The sequence below is a fragment of the Rufibacter immobilis genome (assembly GCF_003721565.1).
GTDB classification, from domain to species: domain Bacteria; phylum Bacteroidota; class Bacteroidia; order Cytophagales; family Hymenobacteraceae; genus Nibribacter; species Nibribacter immobilis.
This window is the reverse complement of record NZ_RJJE01000017.1, coordinates 1,273,573-1,295,080: the sequence shown is the minus strand read 5'-3', so window position 1 is coordinate 1,295,080 and position 21,508 is coordinate 1,273,573. Positions and strand designations below refer to the sequence as shown.

At 51.9% G+C, this 21,508-nt stretch carries 20 protein-coding genes; 3 read left to right on the top strand and 17 right to left on the bottom strand.

Annotated features, from left to right (window positions below):
* Positions 1-13 precede the first annotated feature (13 nt).
* The 3 genes from EFA69_RS18395 to EFA69_RS18385 all read right to left on the bottom strand — a co-directional run bounded on the left by EFA69_RS18395 (position 14) and on the right by EFA69_RS18385 (position 4,351).
* Positions 14-1,504: a lipopolysaccharide biosynthesis protein gene (locus EFA69_RS18395; protein ID WP_123134519.1), complete on the bottom strand. Its 1,491-nt coding sequence runs from the start codon at positions 1,502-1,504 to the stop codon at positions 14-16.
* Between the two features lie 129 nt (positions 1,505-1,633).
* The gene (locus EFA69_RS18390) at positions 1,634-2,953 is read right to left on the bottom strand and encodes a polysaccharide deacetylase family protein (protein WP_123134518.1); all 1,320 of its coding nucleotides are present in this window, start codon (positions 2,951-2,953) and stop codon (positions 1,634-1,636) included.
* Between the two features lie 78 nt (positions 2,954-3,031).
* On the bottom strand, positions 3,032-4,351 hold the full coding sequence (locus tag EFA69_RS18385) for a glycosyltransferase family 4 protein (RefSeq protein ID WP_245964630.1): 1,320 nt from the start codon (positions 4,349-4,351) through the stop codon (positions 3,032-3,034).
* A gap of 217 nt (positions 4,352-4,568) precedes the next feature.
* Here EFA69_RS18385 and ffh point away from each other — a divergent pair, with 217 nt between their 5' ends.
* The gene (ffh, locus tag EFA69_RS18380) at positions 4,569-5,906 is read left to right on the top strand and encodes a signal recognition particle protein (RefSeq protein WP_123134517.1); all 1,338 of its coding nucleotides are present in this window, start codon (positions 4,569-4,571) and stop codon (positions 5,904-5,906) included.
* A gap of 400 nt (positions 5,907-6,306) precedes the next feature.
* On the opposite strand, the gene EFA69_RS18375 is transcribed toward ffh, so the two are convergent.
* The 9 genes from EFA69_RS18375 to EFA69_RS18335 form a co-directional block, all read right to left on the bottom strand.
* On the bottom strand, positions 6,307-7,065 hold the full coding sequence (locus tag EFA69_RS18375) for an OBAP family protein (RefSeq protein WP_123134516.1): 759 nt from the start codon (positions 7,063-7,065) through the stop codon (positions 6,307-6,309).
* A 187-nt stretch (positions 7,066-7,252) separates the two neighbouring features.
* The gene (locus EFA69_RS18370) at positions 7,253-7,741 is read right to left on the bottom strand and encodes a nucleoside deaminase (protein ID WP_245964629.1); all 489 of its coding nucleotides are present in this window, start codon (positions 7,739-7,741) and stop codon (positions 7,253-7,255) included.
* A gap of 68 nt (positions 7,742-7,809) precedes the next feature.
* A complete protein-coding gene (locus EFA69_RS18365; RefSeq protein ID WP_123134515.1) occupies positions 7,810-8,331 on the bottom strand; it encodes a DinB family protein in 522 nt (173 codons plus the stop codon).
* Between the two features lie 67 nt (positions 8,332-8,398).
* On the bottom strand, positions 8,399-10,759 hold the full coding sequence (locus tag EFA69_RS18360; RefSeq protein ID WP_123134514.1) for a hybrid sensor histidine kinase/response regulator: 2,361 nt from the start codon (positions 10,757-10,759) through the stop codon (positions 8,399-8,401).
* Positions 10,743-11,171 carry a response regulator gene (locus tag EFA69_RS18355; protein ID WP_183906866.1) on the bottom strand — a complete coding sequence of 143 codons (429 nt, stop codon included), beginning with the start codon at positions 11,169-11,171 and terminating at the stop codon, positions 10,743-10,745. The genes EFA69_RS18360 and EFA69_RS18355 overlap by 17 nt, the downstream gene beginning before the upstream one ends.
* Positions 11,172-11,234: 63 nt before the next feature.
* Positions 11,235-11,648, bottom strand: coding sequence for a response regulator (locus EFA69_RS18350; protein ID WP_123134512.1), 414 nt, complete (start codon positions 11,646-11,648; stop codon positions 11,235-11,237).
* 89 nt (positions 11,649-11,737) lie between these two features.
* On the bottom strand, positions 11,738-12,466 hold the full coding sequence (locus tag EFA69_RS18345; protein ID WP_123134511.1) for a sensor histidine kinase: 729 nt from the start codon (positions 12,464-12,466) through the stop codon (positions 11,738-11,740).
* Positions 12,463-13,974 (bottom strand): sensor histidine kinase, encoded by a 1,512-nt coding sequence (locus tag EFA69_RS18340; protein ID WP_123134510.1) that lies wholly within the window; start codon positions 13,972-13,974, stop codon positions 12,463-12,465. Before EFA69_RS18340 ends, EFA69_RS18345 begins: the two co-directional genes overlap by 4 nt.
* 88 nt (positions 13,975-14,062) lie before the next feature.
* Complete coding sequence (locus EFA69_RS18335) at positions 14,063-15,280, bottom strand: sensor histidine kinase (RefSeq protein WP_123134509.1); 1,218 nt, start codon at positions 15,278-15,280, stop codon at positions 14,063-14,065.
* Positions 15,281-15,453: 173 nt separating this feature from the next.
* On the opposite strand from EFA69_RS18335, the gene EFA69_RS18330 reads away from it, so the two are divergent.
* On the top strand, positions 15,454-16,224 hold the full coding sequence (locus tag EFA69_RS18330; protein ID WP_245964628.1) for a class I SAM-dependent methyltransferase: 771 nt from the start codon (positions 15,454-15,456) through the stop codon (positions 16,222-16,224).
* Positions 16,225-16,325: 101 nt separating this feature from the next.
* On the opposite strand, the gene EFA69_RS18325 is transcribed toward EFA69_RS18330, so the two are convergent.
* From EFA69_RS18325 to EFA69_RS18315, 3 genes are all read right to left on the bottom strand, one after another.
* Entirely contained in the window at positions 16,326-16,748 is a 423-nt protein-coding gene (locus tag EFA69_RS18325; protein WP_123134508.1) for a hypothetical protein, read from the bottom strand.
* Between the two features lie 104 nt (positions 16,749-16,852).
* Positions 16,853-17,836: a pyruvate dehydrogenase complex E1 component subunit beta gene (locus tag EFA69_RS18320; RefSeq protein ID WP_123134507.1), complete on the bottom strand. Its 984-nt coding sequence runs from the start codon at positions 17,834-17,836 to the stop codon at positions 16,853-16,855.
* Between the two features lie 139 nt (positions 17,837-17,975).
* Positions 17,976-19,682 carry a tetratricopeptide repeat protein gene (locus tag EFA69_RS18315; protein ID WP_123134506.1) on the bottom strand — a complete coding sequence of 569 codons (1,707 nt, stop codon included), beginning with the start codon at positions 19,680-19,682 and terminating at the stop codon, positions 17,976-17,978.
* A 206-nt stretch (positions 19,683-19,888) separates the two neighbouring features.
* Between EFA69_RS18315 and EFA69_RS18310 the strand changes: the two genes are divergently transcribed.
* On the top strand, positions 19,889-20,107 hold the full coding sequence (locus EFA69_RS18310; protein ID WP_123134505.1) for a PspC domain-containing protein: 219 nt from the start codon (positions 19,889-19,891) through the stop codon (positions 20,105-20,107).
* On the opposite strand, the gene EFA69_RS18305 is transcribed toward EFA69_RS18310, so the two are convergent.
* On the bottom strand, positions 20,072-21,124 hold the full coding sequence (locus EFA69_RS18305; RefSeq protein ID WP_245964627.1) for a glycosyltransferase family 2 protein: 1,053 nt from the start codon (positions 21,122-21,124) through the stop codon (positions 20,072-20,074). The genes EFA69_RS18310 and EFA69_RS18305 overlap by 36 nt on opposite strands.
* Positions 21,114-21,449: a YbaB/EbfC family nucleoid-associated protein gene (locus tag EFA69_RS18300; protein ID WP_123134504.1), complete on the bottom strand. Its 336-nt coding sequence runs from the start codon at positions 21,447-21,449 to the stop codon at positions 21,114-21,116. Before EFA69_RS18300 ends, EFA69_RS18305 begins: the two co-directional genes overlap by 11 nt.
* Between the last annotated feature and the right edge of the window lie 59 nt (positions 21,450-21,508).

The window sequence follows — 21,508 nt, the reverse complement described above, 5'->3', positions numbered from 1 at the left end:
ACCTTTGATGCTCTTACCGCTTACCAACCCCAAACTTCAGCAAGGTCTTCCTGATTCCTTCGTTCAGCTCCGGTGACGCTTTCAAGCCCACCGCCAAACCTCCGTATACTCCCGTGATCAGCACAGACCGTACGGCAATATCCAACAGTAGGTGAGGTAATTGCGGCAGCGCGTAGGAAGCCAAGTAAGCGGCTCCGGCAATGAGCAGCAGCAGCAGAGAATCCCACCCGAAGGGCTGCATCTTGAAGAAGTACGCCACAAACGCCACCCTGAACACATTGATCAGGATGAACACCAGCATGGAGGCGAAGGCCGCGCCACTGATGCCGTAGGGCGGAATGAGCAGGTAATTGGTGAAGATGACCAGCGCCACCATGAGGATGTTCAGGATGAGGTCATAGCGGTATTTGTGCGAAGTGACCAGAATCATGGCGTTCAGGCCGGTGGCCAGCTCAAAGATACGGGCAATGCCCATGAACAAGATCACGTAACGTCCGGCGCTGTATTCTGCGGGCATGAGCGCGAAGATGTTGTCTACGTTGCACCAGATGCCCAGAAAAAGCAGCAAGCCAATGAGCAGGTTCACGCGGGTCATGTTCTTGTACAGTTTCCCCAGCGCCGGCATGTCCTGCTGCTTGAACAGATCGGCTACCTGCGGACTCAGAATCTTGTTCATGGAGCGGTAGGGCACCAGAATGGCGCTGGTGATAAAATACCCGGTGGTATAATAAGCTACATCAGACAGCCCACGGTACGCCATGATCATGGCCGTGTCGGTGAAGGTGATGATGGTGCCGGAGATGTTGCCCAGAAAAGCGTACAAACCATACTGCACCACTTCCTTGATGGGTACAATCTGGAACATATTGCGCCCCGGGCGCACAAAGAATTGCTTCAGCCAGAGCAGATAAATAATACAGATAAACGCGGTGCAGGAATTGGCCGCAATAAACAGAATCACGAACCACTGGAAATCAACAAAGCCCCAATAGAAGAGTGCGGCGCAGGCCATGGTCAGGAGCCTGACCAGGAAATCCTGCAAGAACGTCTGCACAATGGTTTTGTAGAGCGCCCGCAGGTACGCATCCAGCAGCAGGAACAGAAGCGTGAAGAAACTGAGCGGAATGATGTAGTAATAATAGTCCACCGCCAGCGGCGAAGTGACCCGATACAGATCAAAAACGGCCGGTTTCAGGAAGAGGAACAGCACCGTGACCACCGCAAAGCCCAGCATGGGAATGGCCAGCATCAGGAACAGAAAACCATTGTGCTGCTTGTCGCGGTCCCGGAAGTAGGGAAAATAGCGAGCGCTGGTGTTGGTGAACCCCAAGGCCGCAAACTGCGCAAACACCGGCGACACGCTCAGCAGAAAACGCGTCAGGCCCACTTTGTCCGGGTCGGCGAGGAAATAGGGGAGCACCAATACGGTGTTCAGGTACCCGATCACCATGCCCACGGTGGAAATGACAGTATTCAGGTAACTCTGCTTGCGGATGACATCCATGGAGTGCGTGCGGCGTTTAGGAGCCGTTTTTCTAAAATCAGGCCCAAAACAGCCTCGGCCCGAAAAACAAAAATAGCAGCTTCTCCCGTGGCTTTCGCTATGCCACCCAAAAATGAATGACCGCAGGAACTACTCCGTCAGCCCGATCACTTCACCGGCGGTCAGGAAACACGTCTGGCGGTTCTGGAGAAAGCGGGTGATTTCCTGAAAAATCGACTTTCCCTCTTCCAGGCCATAGTCACTGAAGTTTTCATTGTGCCAAAGCAAGGTGAACACCCCGCCAAACCGGATGATCTCCTCCAGCATGGGCGTGACGGCGGGCATGACTTCAGCGGAGGGCAGTTGCAGGTAATAGGGGTGGTGCAGGGTCACGTCCATCAGGTTCAGGGGTACTTCCCAGACAGGCAACATTTGCCGCTCCCTGAAGTTGAACAGCCTAAAAGGGTGGCAATAGCTGTTCCGGAACCCATAATGCTCGGGGAACCCCAGGGTGCTGTCATACAGTAAGTTCAGCTCCGCCAGCAGGGCAGGGGTTTTCACGGGATCAAAGCGCAAATAATGGAAACGGTTTCCCTTTACATTTGCGGGAAGTTTGGCCCGCTCCGCTTGCAGTTTCCGGGCGTTGGTGCCGGTGCCGTGGCTGCCGTGCAAACCAATCTCATGCCCGGCGGCGGCCAACCGTTTGATCTCGTTCTGGATTTCAGGGGCGGAAACGTCATAGTCGGCGTTGGGGTGGCCTTCATAGGGAGCAGCCTCGGGCAGGAAAAAGAAAGTGCCTTTGGCGTGGAGTTGCTTCAGTTCGCGTTCTACCTGCGGGAGGTTAAACCAAGCATCCTGGCCCCTGAGTTTTTGCTGGGCCAGCTTCAGGAATACACCCAAATTTCCTTTTTTAAGCGCTGGTTTGCCGGCCACTTTCCAGGCGCTCTGGCAAAAATCAACATCATGCGTGAGGCAGGTGGCAAACGGTTTTCCGTTCCAGCTTCGGGGCAAAATCTCCTGCCCATAAGCGAGGGCAACGGCTTCCCGCAGAATGTCCAGGTAATAATTGACCAGCGGTTTGGTGATGAACCGGTGGCGGGCCTGCTGCGAGGCTTTATAAGGATAGCGGCCAAATGAATCGCGTTCCGGACCGTAAAATTCCTGCCAGCCGCTCAACAGGTAAAACGCCGAGGCCACCAGATCATAGTGCACCACTACGTGCCCCTGTTCCGTTTGGGTAAACCAGGGTTGGTCTGGGCTTTCATCAAAGAAGAGGGTGAGGTTGCTGCCGTGCCATTCTTTCCAGACGGTCTGCACCGGTTTGGCTTGCTGCCGCTCAAAAAACGTGCTGGTGGTGCGCGTGACCTGAACCCGGCTCCGGCCGTCTAACCCGTAGCTGATCTCCAGGGGAGAGGGCAAATGGTAGAGGCGCTGGAAATGGAAAAGGACGTAGTCAAAAATGCTGTTCACGGGGAGAAAACGAAGCTCTTTCCGGTTATGGTATGCGTTTAGGGGCTGTTTTTGGAAAAACGGCCCCTAAACGCAACGTTATTTTACCAGCAGTTTTGCCAGCTGTTCCGTGAGGGAGCGGCGCGAATACTGCGTGTAGTTGATGCTGGGCAGGTCCAGATTGGTATTGATCTTCCAGGTTTTGCTCAGTTGCATGAGGTAATCCAGAATAAGGGCATAGCCCGAGTAATGGAAAACCCGCCCCGCGCCGCACTCATCCAGAATCTTATCGGCGTCGCCGTGGATGGGGCCAATGCAGATGATGGGTTTATTGGCGGCCAGGTACTCAAACAGCTTGCCGGTGAGAATCCCGAAGTTGTTGGGCACGTCCGGAATGGCCATCAGCAATACGGTGCTGGCCATGAGGTATTTGATGGATTCCTCGTGGGGCACGTAGTCAATATACTCCGTGATGAGAGGCAAGCCGGCTTCTTCAATCTGCCGCTTAATCTCCTGCGACACCTTTCCCACAAACCGCAGGCGGTACCGCAGCAAAGGGTTGCGGGTCACGGTTTCGCAGAGCGCCTGAAAGAAACCTTCCACGTTATAGGCCTCGGTGAGGGTACCGGTGTAGGTAATGATGAACTCCTCAGTAGAAGGCGCAGACGGATGCACGAAATCGTCCTCGTCATAACCGTTGGGAATCACGTGGATTTTGTGCGGATCTAGCGTGGTGGATTTGTTCAGGAACAGGCGTTTCATGTCCTCAGAGACCACTACCACGGCATCGGCGTGTTCCAGCACATCGCGCTCGTATTTGGCGTCCAGCTTCTGGGCCAGTGCGGTGTGGTTCAGGTCCTGGTAATAATAGATGTCGGTCCAGGGGTCGCGCATGTCGGCAATCCACCTGATGCCCAGCTGCTTTTTGAGCTTCAGGCCTACGAGTTGGGTGGAATGGGGCGGACTGGAAGTGACCACCGCTTTGATGCCCCCCGCCTGAATCGCTTTCTTGGCGGCGGCGTAGGCGTACCGGTTCCAGCCCACGCGCGGGTCTGGGATGAACAGATTGCCCCGCAGGAACTTGAACAGCTTCTGCTTCCAGGTTTCCTGGCCGGTATTGGCAAACCCCCCGAACGGGATGTCTTTCTTGCCCGTGATTTTCTTGTAGAACTCAAAAGGCTCGCGGGTGCCCGTCCGGATCACGTTTACCCCGGCGGGCACCTCAGCGTTGAGCGAAGGGTCCAGGACCGGGTAAGAGGCCTGCCGGTCATCAACGGTGACTACGGTAGGGGCAATGCCAAACTCTGGGAGGTGCTTCACAAACTTAAGGCAGCGCTGCACCCCAGCTCCGCCCGATGGGGGCCAGTAATACGTGATGAGCAATGCAGGTTGAGGAGTATGTGGGCCGGTTGATTTCAAAGGTGTTCTGCTTCTGGTATTGGGTGTAAGTGAGCGAACGGAAACCAGTTTTAGCTTGTTTCCGGAAAAAGAGCCGCTAAACGCGCGGCGCTCACCTTTTCATAGTTAAGTCCGAATATACGTACCTCTGGTTAAAAGATGGTGAACTTCCGCAAATTCTGCGTATTTTTGTCTTTGTCATCCATTGAAATTTACATAACTCAGTCATATACTGCACATGTTTGAGAATTTAAGTAACAAGCTAGACCGTGCCTTCAAAACCCTGAAAGGGCAGGGCAGCATCACTGAAATCAACGTAGCCCAGACTATCAAAGAGGTGCGCCGCGCATTGGTAGACGCCGACGTGAACTATAAAGTGGCTAAAACCGTGACCGACAAGATCAAGGACGAAGCCATGGGCCGCGATGTCTTGATTGCCGTTTCGCCGGGTCAGCTGATGGTGAAGATCGTGCACGAGGAGCTCACCGAGCTGATGGGTGGCGAGAAAAAAGACATCAACATCAACGGTTCTCCCGCCATTGTGCTTATTGCCGGTCTGCAAGGGTCTGGTAAAACCACGTTCACCGGTAAACTGGCCAATTTCCTGAAGAAACAGGGTAAAGGCGTGATGGTTGCCGCCTGTGACGTGTACCGCCCCGCGGCTATTGACCAGCTGAACGTGCTCGCTGAGCAGGTGGGCGTTGAGTTCTACGCCGAGCGTGAGTCTAAAGACCCGGTTCAAATTGCCCGCAACGCCGTAGAGCACGCCAAGAAAACCGGTAAGAAAGTAGTGATCATTGACACCGCCGGACGTTTGGCCGTGGACGAGGAAATGATGCGCGAAATCTACAACGTGAAAGAAGCCATCAAGCCTACCGAGACCCTGTTTGTGGTAGACTCCATGACCGGACAAGATGCCGTGAACACTGCCAAAGCGTTCAATGACCGCATCAACTTTGACGGCGTGGTATTGACCAAACTGGACGGTGACTCCCGCGGTGGAGCGGCGCTTTCCATTAGAGCCGTGGTGGAGAAACCCATCAAGTTCATCTCTACCGGTGAGAAAATGGAAGCCCTGGACCTGTTCTACCCAGACCGGATGGCCCAGCGTATCTTGGGGATGGGTGACGTGATCTCTTTGGTGGAGCGCGCCCAGCAGTCCTTTGACGAGGAAGAAGCCAAACGGATCAACAAGAACATCCGCAAGAACCAGTTTAACTTTGATGACTTCCTGTCACAGTTAGAGCAGATCAAGCGAATGGGTGATATCAAAGACCTGGTGGGCATGATCCCGGGCGTGAGCAAAATGCTGAAAGACGTGGAGATTGACGAAAGCGCCTTCAAACCTATTGAGGCCATCATCAAATCCATGACCAAGGAAGAGCGCCAGAACCCAGACATGATCAGCGGTAGCCGCCGTAACCGCATCGCCAAAGGTTCCGGTACCACCATCCAGCAAGTGAACAACCTCATGAAACAGTTCAACGACATGCGTAAGATGATGCGCAGCATGAACAAAATGGCCGGTACCAAAGGAGGTCTGGCTAAACTGGGCAGCATGATGGGCCGCCGCTAGAACTTTAAACTTTTACTTGTTTTCACAGGAATGCCCGAATCTTAGTTGGTTCGGGCATTCCTGTTTAGGGGCTGTTTTCGCTAAATCAAGCCAAAAACAGGGACTTCTTTGAGCCTGAATTTAGAAATTATGTGTACGCGTTCCGTCCCCCTTGGAAGGGGGTAGGGGGATGATTACTCGTGCAGAGTTGTACATTCCCGAAAGGCATTTTTCTCTAGCACTTAATATTAGCAGTTGCATCTTCTACGGCCTGTGTCATCCCCCTACCCCCTTCCAAGGGGGACGGAAAGCGTCAAAACACAAGGTTGTGCCTGGGTTACTTATCAAAATAGGATAAGAGCTTTATTATCACCCACTATTCTTAATTTCCCATTCTCAATTCTTAATTCTTAATTCACCTCTAGTGTTGGTGTTCCGGCGCTTCATATTTGTTGGTGATCTGGAGTTGGCGCACTTCGCCTTGTTCCCAGGCGTTGGCTCCTTCCACTACTTTGGGCATGGGAATATCTTCGCGCTGTTTTCTTTTCTCAGCAGTGGAGACGTTAAAACGTTTATCTCGGTCTGCCACTAATTCCTGGTTCAGCTGACCGTCTTTGGTGAAGCCCATCATAACCATGGGACTGCCGAAGGGGAGTTCCAGATCACGGTCGGTGTGCCAGGTGTGGATGATTTTGCCGTAGGTGCTCACTAGTTTCTCCATGAGCTCGTGCTCGGCCACATCAGGGATACCCGGCGCAATGAGCGTTCCTGATTTTACCTCATGGTGATGGCTGTGCCAGAGCTTGCGTTCTTCCAGGGGCAGCTTCTTGAACAGGCGCTCAGAGATTATGTACTCCACGCCCATCAGTTTGGCGTCGGGGCCGTTACCGTCATACATCACGGCCTGGTGCAGATCTTCGTTTAGCTGGGTTACGTAGTGGTGCGCCTCCATCTGGCCCTGCAAATTGCCGTTGTAGAAATGGAAGCCGTTTAGGTAGGCATCTATCTTGGAGAGTGGTGTTTTCTTTTGCAGCACATCGGCACCAGCTTCCAGTACTTTGGTTTTAGCCGTTTTCTCGCCGCCCGGGGCTTTCACGTAAGAATCTGTGTTGTTGCCCCCGCAACCCAAAAGCAGAAGCGAGGCCAGGGAGCAGACAAGGAATGTGTGTTTGTTTTCCATAGTATCAGGGGTGGGTATGGTAAGATACTACGGAGGAAGGCGGCTTTAGGCTGTCAAGTAGCCGTTTGCGTTTAGCGGCTCTTTTTCTGGAATAATGCCTGAAACAGCAAAGGGCTCAGCAGATTGTAGGCAAAAGAGTGACAGAGCCCCAATTGATCATCCAAAGCTTTGCTTCATCAAGCAGTGGTTAGTACTCGGTTTTGCCTTCCAGCCTTTCCCATTCTTTGAAACCTTCCAGGGCTTCTTCAGGCAGAAACTGACGCATGGGCAGGGAGCGGGAGTGGAGGGGCAGTTCCAGTTCCTCGTAGATGAAGGCATCATCAAAGCCAATGGCGGCGGCGTCTGCCTTGGTGTTGCCGTAAAAAACCCGGTCGAAGCGGGCCCAGTAGATGGCGCCCAAACACATGGGGCAGGGTTCGCAGCTGGTGTAGAGCTCGCAGCCGGTGAGCTGGAAGGTGCCCAAGGCGGCGCAAGCTTTCCGGATGGCGTCTACCTCGGCGTGGGCGGTGGGGTCGTTGCTGGAGGTAACATTGTTGAAGCCCCGGGCAATAATTTTACCGTCTTTCACCACCACGGCCCCGAACGGACCGCCCTTGCCTTCCTTCATTTTGTCAATAGAAAGGCGAATGGCTTCACGCATGAATTCCGGATTGGGAGTGGCAGCAGCTGTTGACATAATTATGCAGGTTTAATAGGACGCAACAAACGTTACGGCAAAACGGCTGCAAAGATAAGAAAGCAAACTTAAGAAAGTAGCCGCTTCATTTGCCGGCGGTGGTGTTCTGTGTGCTCCACCATAAACCGGAGGGTCTGGGGAAGGGTTAGCATACCTGATCTAGGATGGAAGAAAATCTCTTTGTCTAGCTGGTGTTCTGGGTAACTGAGGAGGATCTGGTGCAACCGCGCGCGCATGTCTTGCCATTGCTGCACCACCTCTGGCACCTCTACCTGTTCCGGCACTTCCCTTACCGCAGGTGGGGCCTTAAACTTAATGGGCAGCCGCAAAAACAGATTCAGGAGAAAAGACTTGATGCGGGTGCTGGTTCTAACCGGTCTCAACGCTTTGCCGCTGGCCAGCCTTTTCTCCAGCCCCAAGATCACCTGCTGGTCTACCTGCGCCAGGTGGTACAACAACTGCGCCGCCGACCACTGTCCCGGCTGGGGCACGTGATGCTGTCTGCTGTCCGGGGCATTTACTACCCACTCACTGAATTCCTGGCGTTGCTGTTCCAGTTGCTGGAAGAAGGCATGTAAGTGAGCTTGCATAGTGACCGATGGTTAAGTGCGTTTAGCGGCCATTTTTCTCAAAAAAGCCTGAAAACAGAATACTTGCTTATGATTCTTTCTGCAGCCGTTCCAGTTCTAGCCGTAGCTGGGCAATAGATTGATTCACCAGCGTTGTCATTTGCTGCACCAGCAGCGGGAGTTTATCCAAGTTGGAAAGGTGAAGTGCAGATTGTTCAATGTTGTAGTTCAGGTCTTCCAGTTTCTGAATACCCACCAAGGCCAGCGACGGTTTTATCTTATGGGCAATGGTTCTGGTTTCCGGCCAGTTTCCGGCAGAAATGGCTATGGCAAGTTCCTGTACTTGTCCTGGTGTCTGCTCAATGAAAAGATGCAGAATATCCTGCATGAAGTCAGTGTTTCCGTTGGCAAAGTGCTTCAGATAGGTCAGGTCAACGGTTACGCCGTTTGCCTCAGCAGGTACAGCGGCCATAGGTTGCTTAAATTCGGCAAAATGCAGTAACGCAGAGATCTCATTCAACAGCTCATCTGCCTTGAATGGTTTGGAGATGAAAGAATTAGCCCCGGCTTCCAGACATTTACCCACTTCTCCTTTTGATGCATGGGCGGTTAAGGCAATGATGGGAATGTCTTTGTGGGCGGGCATTTGTCCCCTAATATACTGCATGGCTTCATAACCGTCCATCTCAGGCATTTGCATGTCCATCAAGATCAGGTGGAATGAGTGTTCCTGCAGCAGCGCTATGGCCTCGTGCCCGTTGTTGGCAATAGAAACATGAATGCCTTGGTCACGCAATATTTTATTTACCAGCAGTTGGTTAATGGAATTGTCTTCTACCAGCAATATTCTGGCGTTGCGCAGTAATTTTGGGTTATATCCGGGCAGGGGAGAGGAAAGCGCGGGCTGTTCCTGAGACTCGTCTACTTTCTTAAACGGAAGCACAAACCGAAATATGCTGCCTCTGCCCAATTCACTTTCTACGGTTATACGCCCGCCTTGGGCCTCTATTAGCTCTTTGGCAATGGACAAACCCAGGCCGGTCCCCCCAAATTTACGGCTGGTGTCGTTGCTGCCCTGGGTAAATTTCTCAAAGATGGAACTCAGTTTCTCTTCCGGAATACCAATGCCAGTGTCTTTCACCGTGAATTCAATCTGGAACAGATCCCCCTCCTGGGCCAACACCTCCACGTTCAGGCGTACAAATCCCTTTTCTGTGAACTTGATTGCGTTGCCAATGAGGTTGTTCAGAATCTGGCTCAGCCTGAACGGATCTCCTTCCACCACCTGCGGGATGGCATCATCGAAGAGAAGCTTCAGCGAGTTTTGGCGCTCCCTGGCTTTAATGTCCAGAATGTCCAGCAGTTGTTTTAGCTGTTTCCTTAAATCAAAGGGAATGTACTCAAACGTGATTTTGCCGGCCTCTATTTTAGAGAAGTCCAGCAGGTCATTGATGATGACCATGAGGTTGCTGGCCGAGGTTTGGATACCCCCCAAGTATTCTTTCTGTTGCTCGTTGAGGGGGGTCTTGCTGAGGACTTCAGTCAACCCTAAAATCCCGTTCATGGGGGTTCTGATCTCATGGCTCATGTTGGCTAGGAACTGCTCCTTCACCTGGGCCATGCTCAAGGCTTCGTCTTTGGCTTTCTTCAGCTCCTCCTCAATAAGGATGCGCTCGGTAATATCATAACAAACACCAATGATGCCGTTGGGCTCCCCAGACGCATTGGTTAAGGGCAGGAAAAGGCTGTCTAGCCAAACGCCTTGCAAATTGACGGTGCACTTAGACTGGCTCCCCTTTAACGTGCGGCGTACGCAGGAAATAACTGGCGGATAATTCTCATAGGCCTCAAAAATAGACCGCCCCACCGACTCTCCGTCTCGTTTGCCAATGAGCGAGAGGCCATTGCCCCGGCTCATGGTGATGATTCCATCCTGATCAGTGGCCCACAGGATGATAGGCGCCCCGCTGATCACCGTGTCCAGCTGCTTCTGCGTGGTGGCTAGTTGCTCCTGCGTCTGCAGCCGCTCCTGCTCAATTCTGTGCAGCCTGATAGCCGACCTGATGCTCTGCGAAATACCTTCTGGGGTAAGCAGAGTTTTAGGCAAATAGTCTGAGGCCCCAGTCTTCATGGCTTCCACGGCAATGCGTTCATCGCCCTGCGAAGTCACGACCTGCACGGGGGTGGTAATGCCTTTTTCCCGTATGATCTGCAGCAACTCCAGCCCGTTCATGTCGGGTAGCATGAAGTCAATGAAGATGAAGTCAAAAGTTTCCTGCTCCAGTGCCTCCAGGGCTTCTGCTCCCAACGCGGCAGTCTGCACAGTGGCCTCCACCTTGGCCGTACGCAACGACCGTTTAATGATCATGCGGTCTACTTCATCGTCATCAACAATGAGCAGTCTGACCTTAGGTTCTGGGCTAGGACGGTTACTAGTAAGGGAGTTCAATCAGATTCCAGTAAGAATGAAGGGTTGCCAGGCACTCTAAGAAAGAATCATGCTGAATAGGTTTAATGATATAGCCGGCTACATTGAAGCTATATGCTTTCTGGATGTCTTCCTTGGTGCTTTGGTTTGTCATGATGAATACGCTGCAAAACCGCAGGCGGCTGTCTTGCCTTAGCTCCTTCAGGAAAGACATGCTATCTTGCTCTGATGATTTAAGGTTGAGCAGTATGATCTGGGGGGTAGGGACGAGGGCAGGCTGCCCATTTCCCTGTAGCATGTCCAGTGCTTTTTCCGCATCATGCGCCACATGAATAACCGTTTCGCCCTCACGGTCATGTAAGGCACCGGTGATAGTGGCTACATCCAATGGATCATCTTCCACCAGCAGAATGTGGACTTGTTTGCTTTGCAAGACAGTAAAAGTTGAGGTTAAAGGCAAAGGACCATTAAAAATAGCAAATTAATATGAGTCTGCTCAAGGGCGCTCACATAATTTCCAGTACCTGTCTAAAGTAGCCACCGCAGAAAGGAATTTCTCAAAAGACAGTGGCTTTAAGATATAACCGGCAACGTTCAGGTTATAGGCATTTATCTTGTCGCTGTCTTCATTGGAGGTGGTCATGACAAATACACTCAGGCGGTTCAGGGCCGGGTCTTTGCGTATTTCCTGCAGAAACTCAATCCCATTCATCTTAGGCATGTTAATGTCCAGGATAATGATGGGGGGCATGGGAACAGAGCCTGAACGTAGCATTTCAAGCGCCTCCAGCCCGTTATGGGCCACGTGTAAGGGATTGTTGATGTTATTTTTTCTGAATGCCCGCTGCACATTCATGATATCTACCTCGTCATCTTCCACGAGCAAAATATTCACTACTTTCTCTTCCATAGTTTGCTGTATAACTCGCTGCCAACAGAACTTCATTTGTCTGGGTTCTTCGCTTTTGAGCTAGGTTTAAATTAAAGAGTATTCTGTTATTATAAATTTTGAGTAGCCGGTGTATTGACGTGTTTGGGCCAGTAAACCTGTACTTCCGTTCCTATTTCAGGGGTAGAAGTAAGGGTGATATCCCCGCCCACGAACTGCACTATCTTTCTGCAGATGGTGAGGCCCACTCCCAGATTCTCTTCTTTGTCTTTGGGCTGCACGGTATAAAACATCTTGAAGACCTTTTCCTGTATATCTGCCGGAATGCCCATCCCATTATCGCATACCGTGAACACAAAGGCATCCTCTTGCTCAGAAGCTTCCACCCATACCTGCGGAGTCTCGCGCACGTTAAATTTTACGGCATTTTGCACTAAGTGGTGTAAGACCGTCTCCAACTTTTTTGAATAAGTGGTGAAGGTGGGCAAGGCGGAAGTGTGCACCTCTGCCTGATAGGTTTCTCTGAAGGTGGCGGAAATTTCAGCCACCAAGCTCTCTACATTTACCTCTCGTACTTCCAGATCCATTCTGGGAATGCGGGAGAAGGTGAGAAGGCCGTTGATCATGCGTTCTAAACGCTCTGCCCGGTTCTGGAGCAGTAAGATGTTGTTTTGGACATCTTCGTCCATCTGGTCACCTAAATCTTCTTTGATCCAGCCGCTGAGGTTGCTAATGGCCCGCAAGGGGGCTTTTAAGTCATGGGAGACAATGTAGGCAAACTCCTCATACTCTTGTTTCAGGTCTTCCAGCTGTTGTTCGCAGGTCAGTTCTTTCTTCATGATGCAGAAGTTTTTGGGGGAGTAGAAGTAAGTGCGTGAGATTTGGGCCAGGTGAAGAGAAAGGTAGTGCCTGAGCTTCCGTCTGAATCTATCCAGATCTGGCCACCTTTTTCCTCTACGATTTTCTTCACAATGGAGAGTCCTACGCCGGTACTTTCTTTCACGTCACGGGCTTCCATGGTCTGAAAAATGGTGAAAACCTTTTGCTGATATTCTTTAGGAATGCCCGGGCCGTCGTCCTGTACCTCAAAGAGGTAATGGCTGGGTAGCTCCTTCGCCCTTATTTCAATATTGCCCTGTTGGGTGTGGTGGTATTTAAAGGCGTTGCTGAGCAAATTGGAAAGCACTTGGTAGAACAACGTGCGTTCTGCAGTAATGACGGGAAGCTCCGTGGAGGCTTTCACGGTGAAGGAGGCAGGCGGAGCCAGATTCTCCAGTACTTCCTTCAGCATGTCCTGCACCGAAAAAGTACTGGTTGGTAAGGCTTTGCGGCCGATGCGAGAATACTCCAGTATTCCGTTAATCAGGTTTTCCATGCGGTGCACCCGGCCCCTGAGCGTGGAGAAGTTCTGGAGGATTTCCTTGTCATCGGTCTGCAAATCTTCCTCAATCCACTCGGCCAGGTTGTTGATGGCTCTTAAAGGTGCCTTCAGGTCATGGGAAACTACGTAGGCAAATTGGTCCAGCTCCTGGTTCACCTTGGTAAGGTGCGTGAAACTGCTTTGCAACTTTTCGGCCATGATGTTCAAGGAATGGGTTAAACCACTGATCTCATCGTGCTTGTGGTCTGTGAGTGATACATCATATTTCCCTTGGGCAATGCTGAGGGCCAGATTGTTCATGCGCTGGAAACGGTTCCTGATGGTTCTCCCCAGTACATAGGCTAAGAAACCACCAATGGCAATAGAAAGAAGGGTAAGCCCAATAGCAACAATATTGGTTAATTGTAAGGAGGAATCCAGTTCTTTAAGCCGTGAGGCCTGCAATAACTCCTCCTCCTTCTCCAGGAGGTCAAATTTGTTACGGGCTTTGTCCATAATGCCCTTGCCAACGCCAAGCAGAACCGTGTTGGAATAGACAGAATCATAATGTGCTTTGAAGCTGTGGCCTAAATGGGAGGAGGCCCTGCTTTTGATCAAAGGCTCAGAGAACGTGGTTTGCCAGTGTGTAGCAATATCTTTTATGTCACGCACCAGCTGGTTCTGCACCTTATAATCTTTGGTGATGGAGTCTAAACGCGCTATGGTTTGGGCAAAAGTGACTTTTCCTGCGTCATAAGGCTCCAGAAAAACCTTTCTACCTGTGAGCAGGTACCCGCGCAACCCAGTCTCCATGTCAATGATTAATTTTTGGGCTTGCTCGCTTTCGCGAATAATATTAGACGTTTCTAATACCTCTGCAATGCTCTGTTTTACTTCTTTGGTTTGCTGTATGTACCCAAATGTAACAATACTGAGCATAACCAAAACGATGCCTATGGCAAGGTAAATGGTGGTAATTAATTTCATAGTGCTTCCCTGTTGCGGAGAAATACCGGTTTTGCGGCAGGGTAAAGATACAAGATGAACAGGAAGCAATATTATATTTCTCCTATTTTTAGACTGGCCATGTAAAATAAAATCTTGTTCCTGTATTTTCTGTAGATTCTACCCATACCCTGGCTTCTCTTTCCCTTACTATTTTACGCACTAAAGTTAAGCCTATGCCTGTATTGTTCTGTCTGTCTTGGTTATGGATAGTTTTGAATATTCCAAAGATTTGCTCATGGTAGGCGGGTGCTATGCCAGTTCCATTGTCCTGAATGTAGAATTGGTGCATTTTGTCTGGTGTCAACTCATATCCTACTTCAATTTTGAGATCTTCCTGCGGGTTATGTTCTACCGCATTTTTAAGAAGATGCAGAAAAACAGTCTCCAAAGCCGTTTTCTCAGCCAAGATAGTGGGGAGCATGTAAGACACCGAAGCCGTGAAGGGATGCTTCTTCTGGAGTGATGCCACCAGTTGGGAAACCATCTTATACGTGTTCACCTCCTGTGGACCAGCAATCCCTCTACTAACTTTGGCAAGGTCAAGCAGACCATTGAACAAATTCTCCAGGCGGAGTACCCGGTCCCGCATCAGGGAGAGTTTTTTCCTAATTTCAGAGGAGGCGCAATCGTCCAGTTCTTCAGAAACCCATTCTGCCAAGTTGTTGATGGCCCTCAGCGGTGATTTCAGCTCATGGGCTACGGCATAAGCTATCTGTTCTAATTCTGCCCGGTAGTCATCCAGTTTTTTGGCGTAGGCTAAAGTGCTTTGGGTTTTCTTCTCCAGTTCCCGTTCCTGCTGGTACAGGTCCAGACGGGGCATTACCTGATCGGCCAGTGTCCGGAGCATTACCCGTTCCTCTGGGGTAAGCGAGCGGGGGTGCATGTCCAGAATACAGAGGGTTCCAATACGGTAGCCAGTTTTAGTGATCAGAGGAGCCCCGGCGTAAAACCGGATACCATTTTCTGCAGTGACTACCGGATTTTCTGCAAAACGGAAAGATAAACGGGTATCTGGGATTTCGTGGATGTCGTCGCTCTCAAGGGTAGGGTTGCAGAAGGATAGCTCCCGCGCCAATTCCTTTATCTCAGGTCCCGTGTTGGCTTTCACCCACTGGCGCTCGGCATCCATGAAGGAAATCATGGCAATGGGAACCTTGAAAATAGATGCCGCGAGATTTACAAGATCATTAAAGGCCTCTTCTCTTTCAGTATCTAATATATGGTATGAAGCAAGACTCTCCAGACGGAGGGCCTCTGCGTTTGAATCTTGAATAATATTTTGCACGTGGCTTATGGGGTATAAGTGTCAGATGCGTGAATTCTGCCTGGTCAAAGGAAGCTCACAGCAGACATAAGATTAAAGTTGGTGATAAAGATCGCCCGGGAGGGCAAAATTTCGATGAATGGCTCTTATTACACGATAAAGTAATTTTAGTTGCCTTTTCTGCCCTTTATTTCATGCAGCCACAGGAATGGCGAAGAATCACTACTTTTGCCTCGCAACTCATGATTATGGAAAAGAAGCTACCAGACCCAATGGGCCGTGCCATTAGCGCGTACTGGGCCGGAAACAAAAAAGCAGCGGTCACCGTGTATGCCGACCAACTGGAGGCCGATGAACTGCCGGCGGCCTACCTGTTCAGGGAAGAGAGTGAAATGCCGGAGCGGGAGCAGTTTGCCCTTGGTCTGGCGCGGGGACGGGTGCTGGACATTGGCGCCGGAGCCGGTTCACATGCGCTGGCGCTCCAGGAGAGAGGGCTGGACGTAACTGCGCTGGAGATTTCACCGCTGGCCTGTGCGGTGCAGAGAGAGCGGGGTGTCAAGAAAGTGCTGGAAGGCGATTTTTTCTCCTTGCCGGCGACTCCCCATGACACGCTGCTGCTCCTTATGAACGGCATTGGCCTGGCGGGTACGCTGGAAAATCTGCCCCATTTTCTGGCCACCTGCAAAAAATGGCTCGCCCCAGGCGGGCAGATGCTGCTGGAGTCTTCTGATATTCTTTACCTGTACCAGGAGGAGGACGGCTCTGTCGTGCTGGACCTGAATGGCGCCTATTATGGTGAGCTTATTTACATGATGGCGTTTGGGCAGGAGCGGGGTGCCCCTTTCCCTTGGCTGTTCATTGATTTTGACCTCTTGCAGCAATACGCTGAGGAAGCCGGTTTCACCGCCGAACTACTTTTACAGGAAGAAGACGACCACTACATCGCGCGCCTGCAATTAGCATAAGGTATCAAAGCAAACGAATCTCCTGCGTTTAGGGGCTGTTTTTCCAAAAACAGCCCCTAAACGCAGGAGATTCGTTTTATAAGAGGACGGAGAAACAGGTATTACCGCGCTTCCAAAGAGTCTATCAGAACAGTGCCACTAGACTGCCAGAAATGGAAATAATATTTACCTGGTTCCTGTGCCCTAAACTTGAACGAGACCGAGATCAACCTGGCTTGGTCTGAACAGATGGCTTCCTGGCCTTCAACGGGGTAGGCGGCAAAAACCGTCATGAGCCTCTTATTGGGGTTTTCCAGCACAGAGTCTAGGCGGGCAAAACGCCCACAGCCGTTCTCTGGCCTATAGAGCACCCGCAAGGTATAAGTGGTATCGGTTTTGATGGGCTGCCTTGGAAAGCCCGCCGTTTCCTCAACGGCTACCGGCATCACCACCTCCTCCAGCTTGGATGTCTCTGTACAAGCGCTCAGGGCACCCGCCAGCAGTACGGCCGCCAAAAATTTTATCTTCAGCATTTTCTGAATCATTCCCGTTTAGAGGCTCTTTTTCTGAAATCAGGCCCAAAACACCTTAAAAACAAGAGCCGACCAATAATAGAATGGTCGGCTCCCGGTTTTATTGCGCTGGGCGCTTAGGCTTTTGCGTAAGTTACTTCTTTTACCGCCTGCATGATGCGCTGCACGTTTGGCAGAGACGCCTCAATGAGGGTAGGGGCGTACGGAAGCGGAACGTCGCGGCAGGTGACGCGTTTCACCGGAGCGTCTAAGAAGTCAAAGGCCTGGTGCTGCACGTGGAAAGCAATCTCAGAAGAGATGGAAGCCAATGGCCACGCCTCTTCCACCACCACCAGACGGTTAGTGCGCTTCACAGACTCAATAATAGCGTTGTAGTCAATAGGACGTACGGAACGAAGGTCGATCACCTCAGCGTCCACGCCGTCTTTGGCTAATTCCTCAGCGGCCTGAAGCGCTAGTTTCACCATTTTCCCGAAGGAAACGATGGTTACGTCATTTCCTTTGCGCTTGGTATCGGCTACGCCGATAGGAATCAGGTATTCTTCCTCCGGAACTTCGCCTTTATCGCCGTACATCAACTCAGACTCCATGAAGATCACTGGGTCGTTGTCGCGGATGGCGGTCTTCATAAGACCTTTGGCGTCATATGGGTTGGAGGGTACTACTACTTTCAAGCCTGGGGTGTTGGCGTACCAGTTTTCAAAGTTCTGAGAGTGCTGGGAAGACAGCATGCCGGCGTTACCGGTTGGTCCTCTGAACACCATAGGGCAGGAGTACTGCCCGCCAGACATGGACATCATCTTAGCCGCGGAGTTGATCACCTGGTCAATGGCTACCAATGAGAAGTTGAAGGTCATGAACTCAATGATAGGGCGAAGACCGTTCATGGCCGCTCCCACGCCTATACCGGCAAAACCCAGCTCAGCAATGGGGGTATCAATCACGCGCTCAGGACCAAACTCGTCCAGCATGCCTTGGCTTACTTTGTAGGCACCATTGTATTGGGCAACTTCCTCGCCCATCAGGAACACCTTTGGGTCGCGGCGCATTTCTTCGCTCATTGCCTCACGCAATGCCTCTCTGAATTGTATAGTTCGCATAGTAAGATTTTTCTACGTCTATCTAAAAGGTAAAATTAAGACATGCGCCACAAATAAAAAAACGCATCTCGGTTTGGGGTGAAGTATCTGCGGGATTATGTTTAGGGGCCGTTTTTCCAAAAACAGCCCCTAAACGGCTCTATGGTTTCATGGCTTGGGCAAACGCCGCCGACTTGTGGTACTGCTGGAACTCCAGATCGTCTATGGCTTTGCCGGCCAGGGCGGGCTTGGCTTTGATGGCTTGTTTCAGGTGCAGGGCCATGCTTTCCTCGTTTTGGCTGCGGGCGCTGATCACGGCCATGAGGTAGTGGGTGTTGGCGTCATGGGGGTATTCTTCCAGCAGTTTCTGCCCCAGCGCAGCGGCACCCTCGTAGTTCTCCTTCAGGAAATACAGGAGCGTCATGTTGAACTGGGCCGCGTAGCCTTTGCCGGCGTAGGAAAGGCTGCCCACGGCGTCATCATATTGCCCAATGCTCAGTTCCAGGGCGGCTTTGTCTGTGAACACCTGTTGCAGGATGGGCAGCGGACCGCCTAGCCTAATGGCGTAGTCATAGCTTTGCAGGGCCTCCAGCGGATCGCCGTGCTGGTGGTGGGCTACCGCCAGGTTGTAGAACTGCTGGGCGGTGGGTTTGCGGTGGGCGGCGTAGCGCAGGTTCAGGATGGCGTTCTCCAACAGAGCTTGCCGAACCTTAGGCTTGAGTTCTTTTTGCGCCTGCTCATAGTAGACCATGCCCAGATTGTTGAGCGACTGCCAGTTCATGTACGTTTCCACGGCAGACTCATAGATACGTTTTTTCTCGGCTAAAAGCGGGGTGAGGGTGGCGGCGTACTGCATTTCCTCGGCGGTGAGCACATCGGCGTTGGCCCGGTTCTCCACCACTTTCTTGGCCAGCAGGTAAATTTCGTAGTCGCGGCGCAGGTTGGGCTGGTATTCCACGGTCACCTCGGTGTAGCGCAACACCGGGTACACGTACATCTGGATGTAATCGTAGGCGGGCAGGGCCTGCAACTTTCTCTCCTTCTCCAGAAAGCTTCCGCGGCCGTTCACAATGTCCAGGATCTGCTGCACCTGGGCTTCGGGCAGCGCCGAATTCTGCACTCTACCCAAAAACGCGGTCCAGTTCTGCTGGAGCGTGCGCAGGTCGAACTTAATTTTGGCCACGGAGTTGTTGTACGCCTCCGTTTCTATTTTCTGCTTGATGAACCGCTCCACGGCCACGGCCCGGCGGGCGGCCAGGTTGCGGGTGGTGGTTTCCAGGGAATCTGGCGAATGCGTGGAAAGGATCTCTATTTTGTGCGTCTTCTGGTTGGACCGGATGAACTCCTCCAGCAACTGCAGATTGGTGCCGTACCCATGCCGAAGCGTAGCCAGTCCCTGGTCAAAATAGATAGGGAAGCGCAAAGGGCCGGGAGCTTCGTTCTTAAACTCTTCGGGCGCATACGCCGGCGCGAATACCGTCTGGGTCAGTTGGGAGGTGGTGAGGATGCCTTGCGCAATGGCTTTGGGTTTGGTGTATTTCTTCCGGCCCTTGGCATCTGACACCACGCCCTGCGCCATCAGCTGCCCCCGTATCTTGGAAGGGGAGTAGGGAAATGAGAAGGTGCTGCGCATGGTGGGCTTGCCGTTGTCAAAACCGTAGTTCCCAAAATCGAAGCCCAGGGAGCCTACGTGTTCTTCCACGCCCTTGTCTGCCTTGTAATATACCCGTATGCCGTAGCGGTAGTCGTTGCGGAGCAGGTTCTTGGGTAACTGGGCCTGCACTTCCACCGGCACCTGATTCCCGCGCAGCATCAAAACCTGGGGTTGCGCCGTAATGGTTTGGCCTTTCTCGGCTTTTTTGGCCATTCTGGACAACGTGCACCCTGAAAGAACAAGAGAAGCGGTGAGGATACTATATAGAGGGAAAAGACGGGGAAAAGCTAGCGGCATATCTTAATAACAACAAGAAACGTATATGAACGTTACCAGTTTCAAATGTGAATCGTTTCCAAGAGGAAAGTTACGGGAGAATTTGTAAATTTAGGTATCAAAGGGGTTTAACTTTTCAAACCATGAAAAACGTACAGCACTTCCTGGAAACCCAAGCCTTTGGGGTGTGCACCAAACTAGGCGAAAAGTTAGGGTTAGCCACCAGCAGCATCAGGCTGTATTTCATCTACCTTTCGTTTCTAACGTTCGGGTCGCCGTTGTTGGTGTACCTGGTGCTGGCTTTCTGGCTGAACGTGAGAAAGCACCTACGCCGGGAGCGGAGTACGGTCTGGGATGTCTAAGGCCGAGAACGTCTTTTTCCCTTTCACAAAATACTGCCACACCACGCTTTGGGGCACCCAGCCCATAAGCAGGCGGGTGGGTTTCTGCACGCTTGCTTCCTGCCTCCTGGTTTTCCAGTACTTCTGGCCCGCAAAGAACTGCCGGTGGGCCTTGTAAATAGCCTGTACCTCTTTCCATTCGCCTTTCAGGAAATACTGCGCCGCCGCCACACCGTCCAGCACCAGCCGGGTGTACAGAATCTGATTCAGTTCCTGCGGGGCCAAATTCTTGTAGAGCAGAGCCGCCCCGTTCCTGAAATTAAGAAAGGTCTTTCTGGGATTAGCCTTGGGTAAGGTGCCGCCGCCCACGTGGTACACTGTACTTTGCCCGTGGTAGTAGATCTGGTAGCCCAGGTTCTGCAGGCGCCAGCAAAGGTCAATCTCCTCCATGTGCGCGAAGAATTCCTTTTCCAGACCTCCGGCTTGCCAATAGGCACTGGCCCTGATGAACAGACAAGCCCCCGTGGCCCAGAAAACCGGACGTACGTCATCATACTGGCCTTGGTCTTCCTCCAGCGTGTCAAACAGCCGACCGCGGCAGAAAGGATAGCCATAGGCGTCCAGAAAACCGCCCGCCGCGCCGGCATATTCAAAGTGAGACCGTTGGTGGAAGGATTTGATCTTTGGTTGGCAGGCGGCAATCTGAGGATTCTGTTCCAGCAACGTCACCAAAGGGTCCAGCCAGTTGGGGGTTACTTCCACGTCTGAGTTGAGCAGCACGAAATACTCTGCCTCCACCTGCCGCAGCGCCTGGTTATAGCCTTCGCAGAAACCGTAGTTTTCCGGCAGCAGGATCAAGGGCACCTCCGGATACTTTTGCTTCAGGAACGGAACAGAGTCATCTGAGGAGGCATTGTCGGCCACAATGACTTGGGCCGTGGGGCTGTGCTGCAACACCGAGGGCAGGAACTGTTCCAGCCAGCGGCGGCCGTTCCAGTTCAGGATGACCACCGCTACCGTAGGCGTTCTATAAGCCAAAGCTGCTCAGATCTAGGCCCGGAATGTTGGGTAACATGCCTTCGGTGTGCTTCTTCATTTCTTCTTTGGCCCGTTCTCCGGCTTCGTCCAGGGCTTTGTTCACGGCCGCCACCACTAAATCTGCCAGCATCTCTTTATCGTTGGGGTTCATGAGCGATTCATCGAACTCCACTTTCAGCAATCGGCGTTCGCCGCTAACCGTGGCCTGCACCATGCCGCCGCCGGCCTCCGCGGTTACTCTAATGTGCTTGAGATTGTCCTGGGCCTCTTTCATCTTGGCCTGCATCTCTTTCACCTTGTTCATCATCCCGAACATGTCAAACATAACTGTCTCCTTTTTTAGGTTTATCTAGCTTAACGCGAAAACCGGGCCCATAGATATTC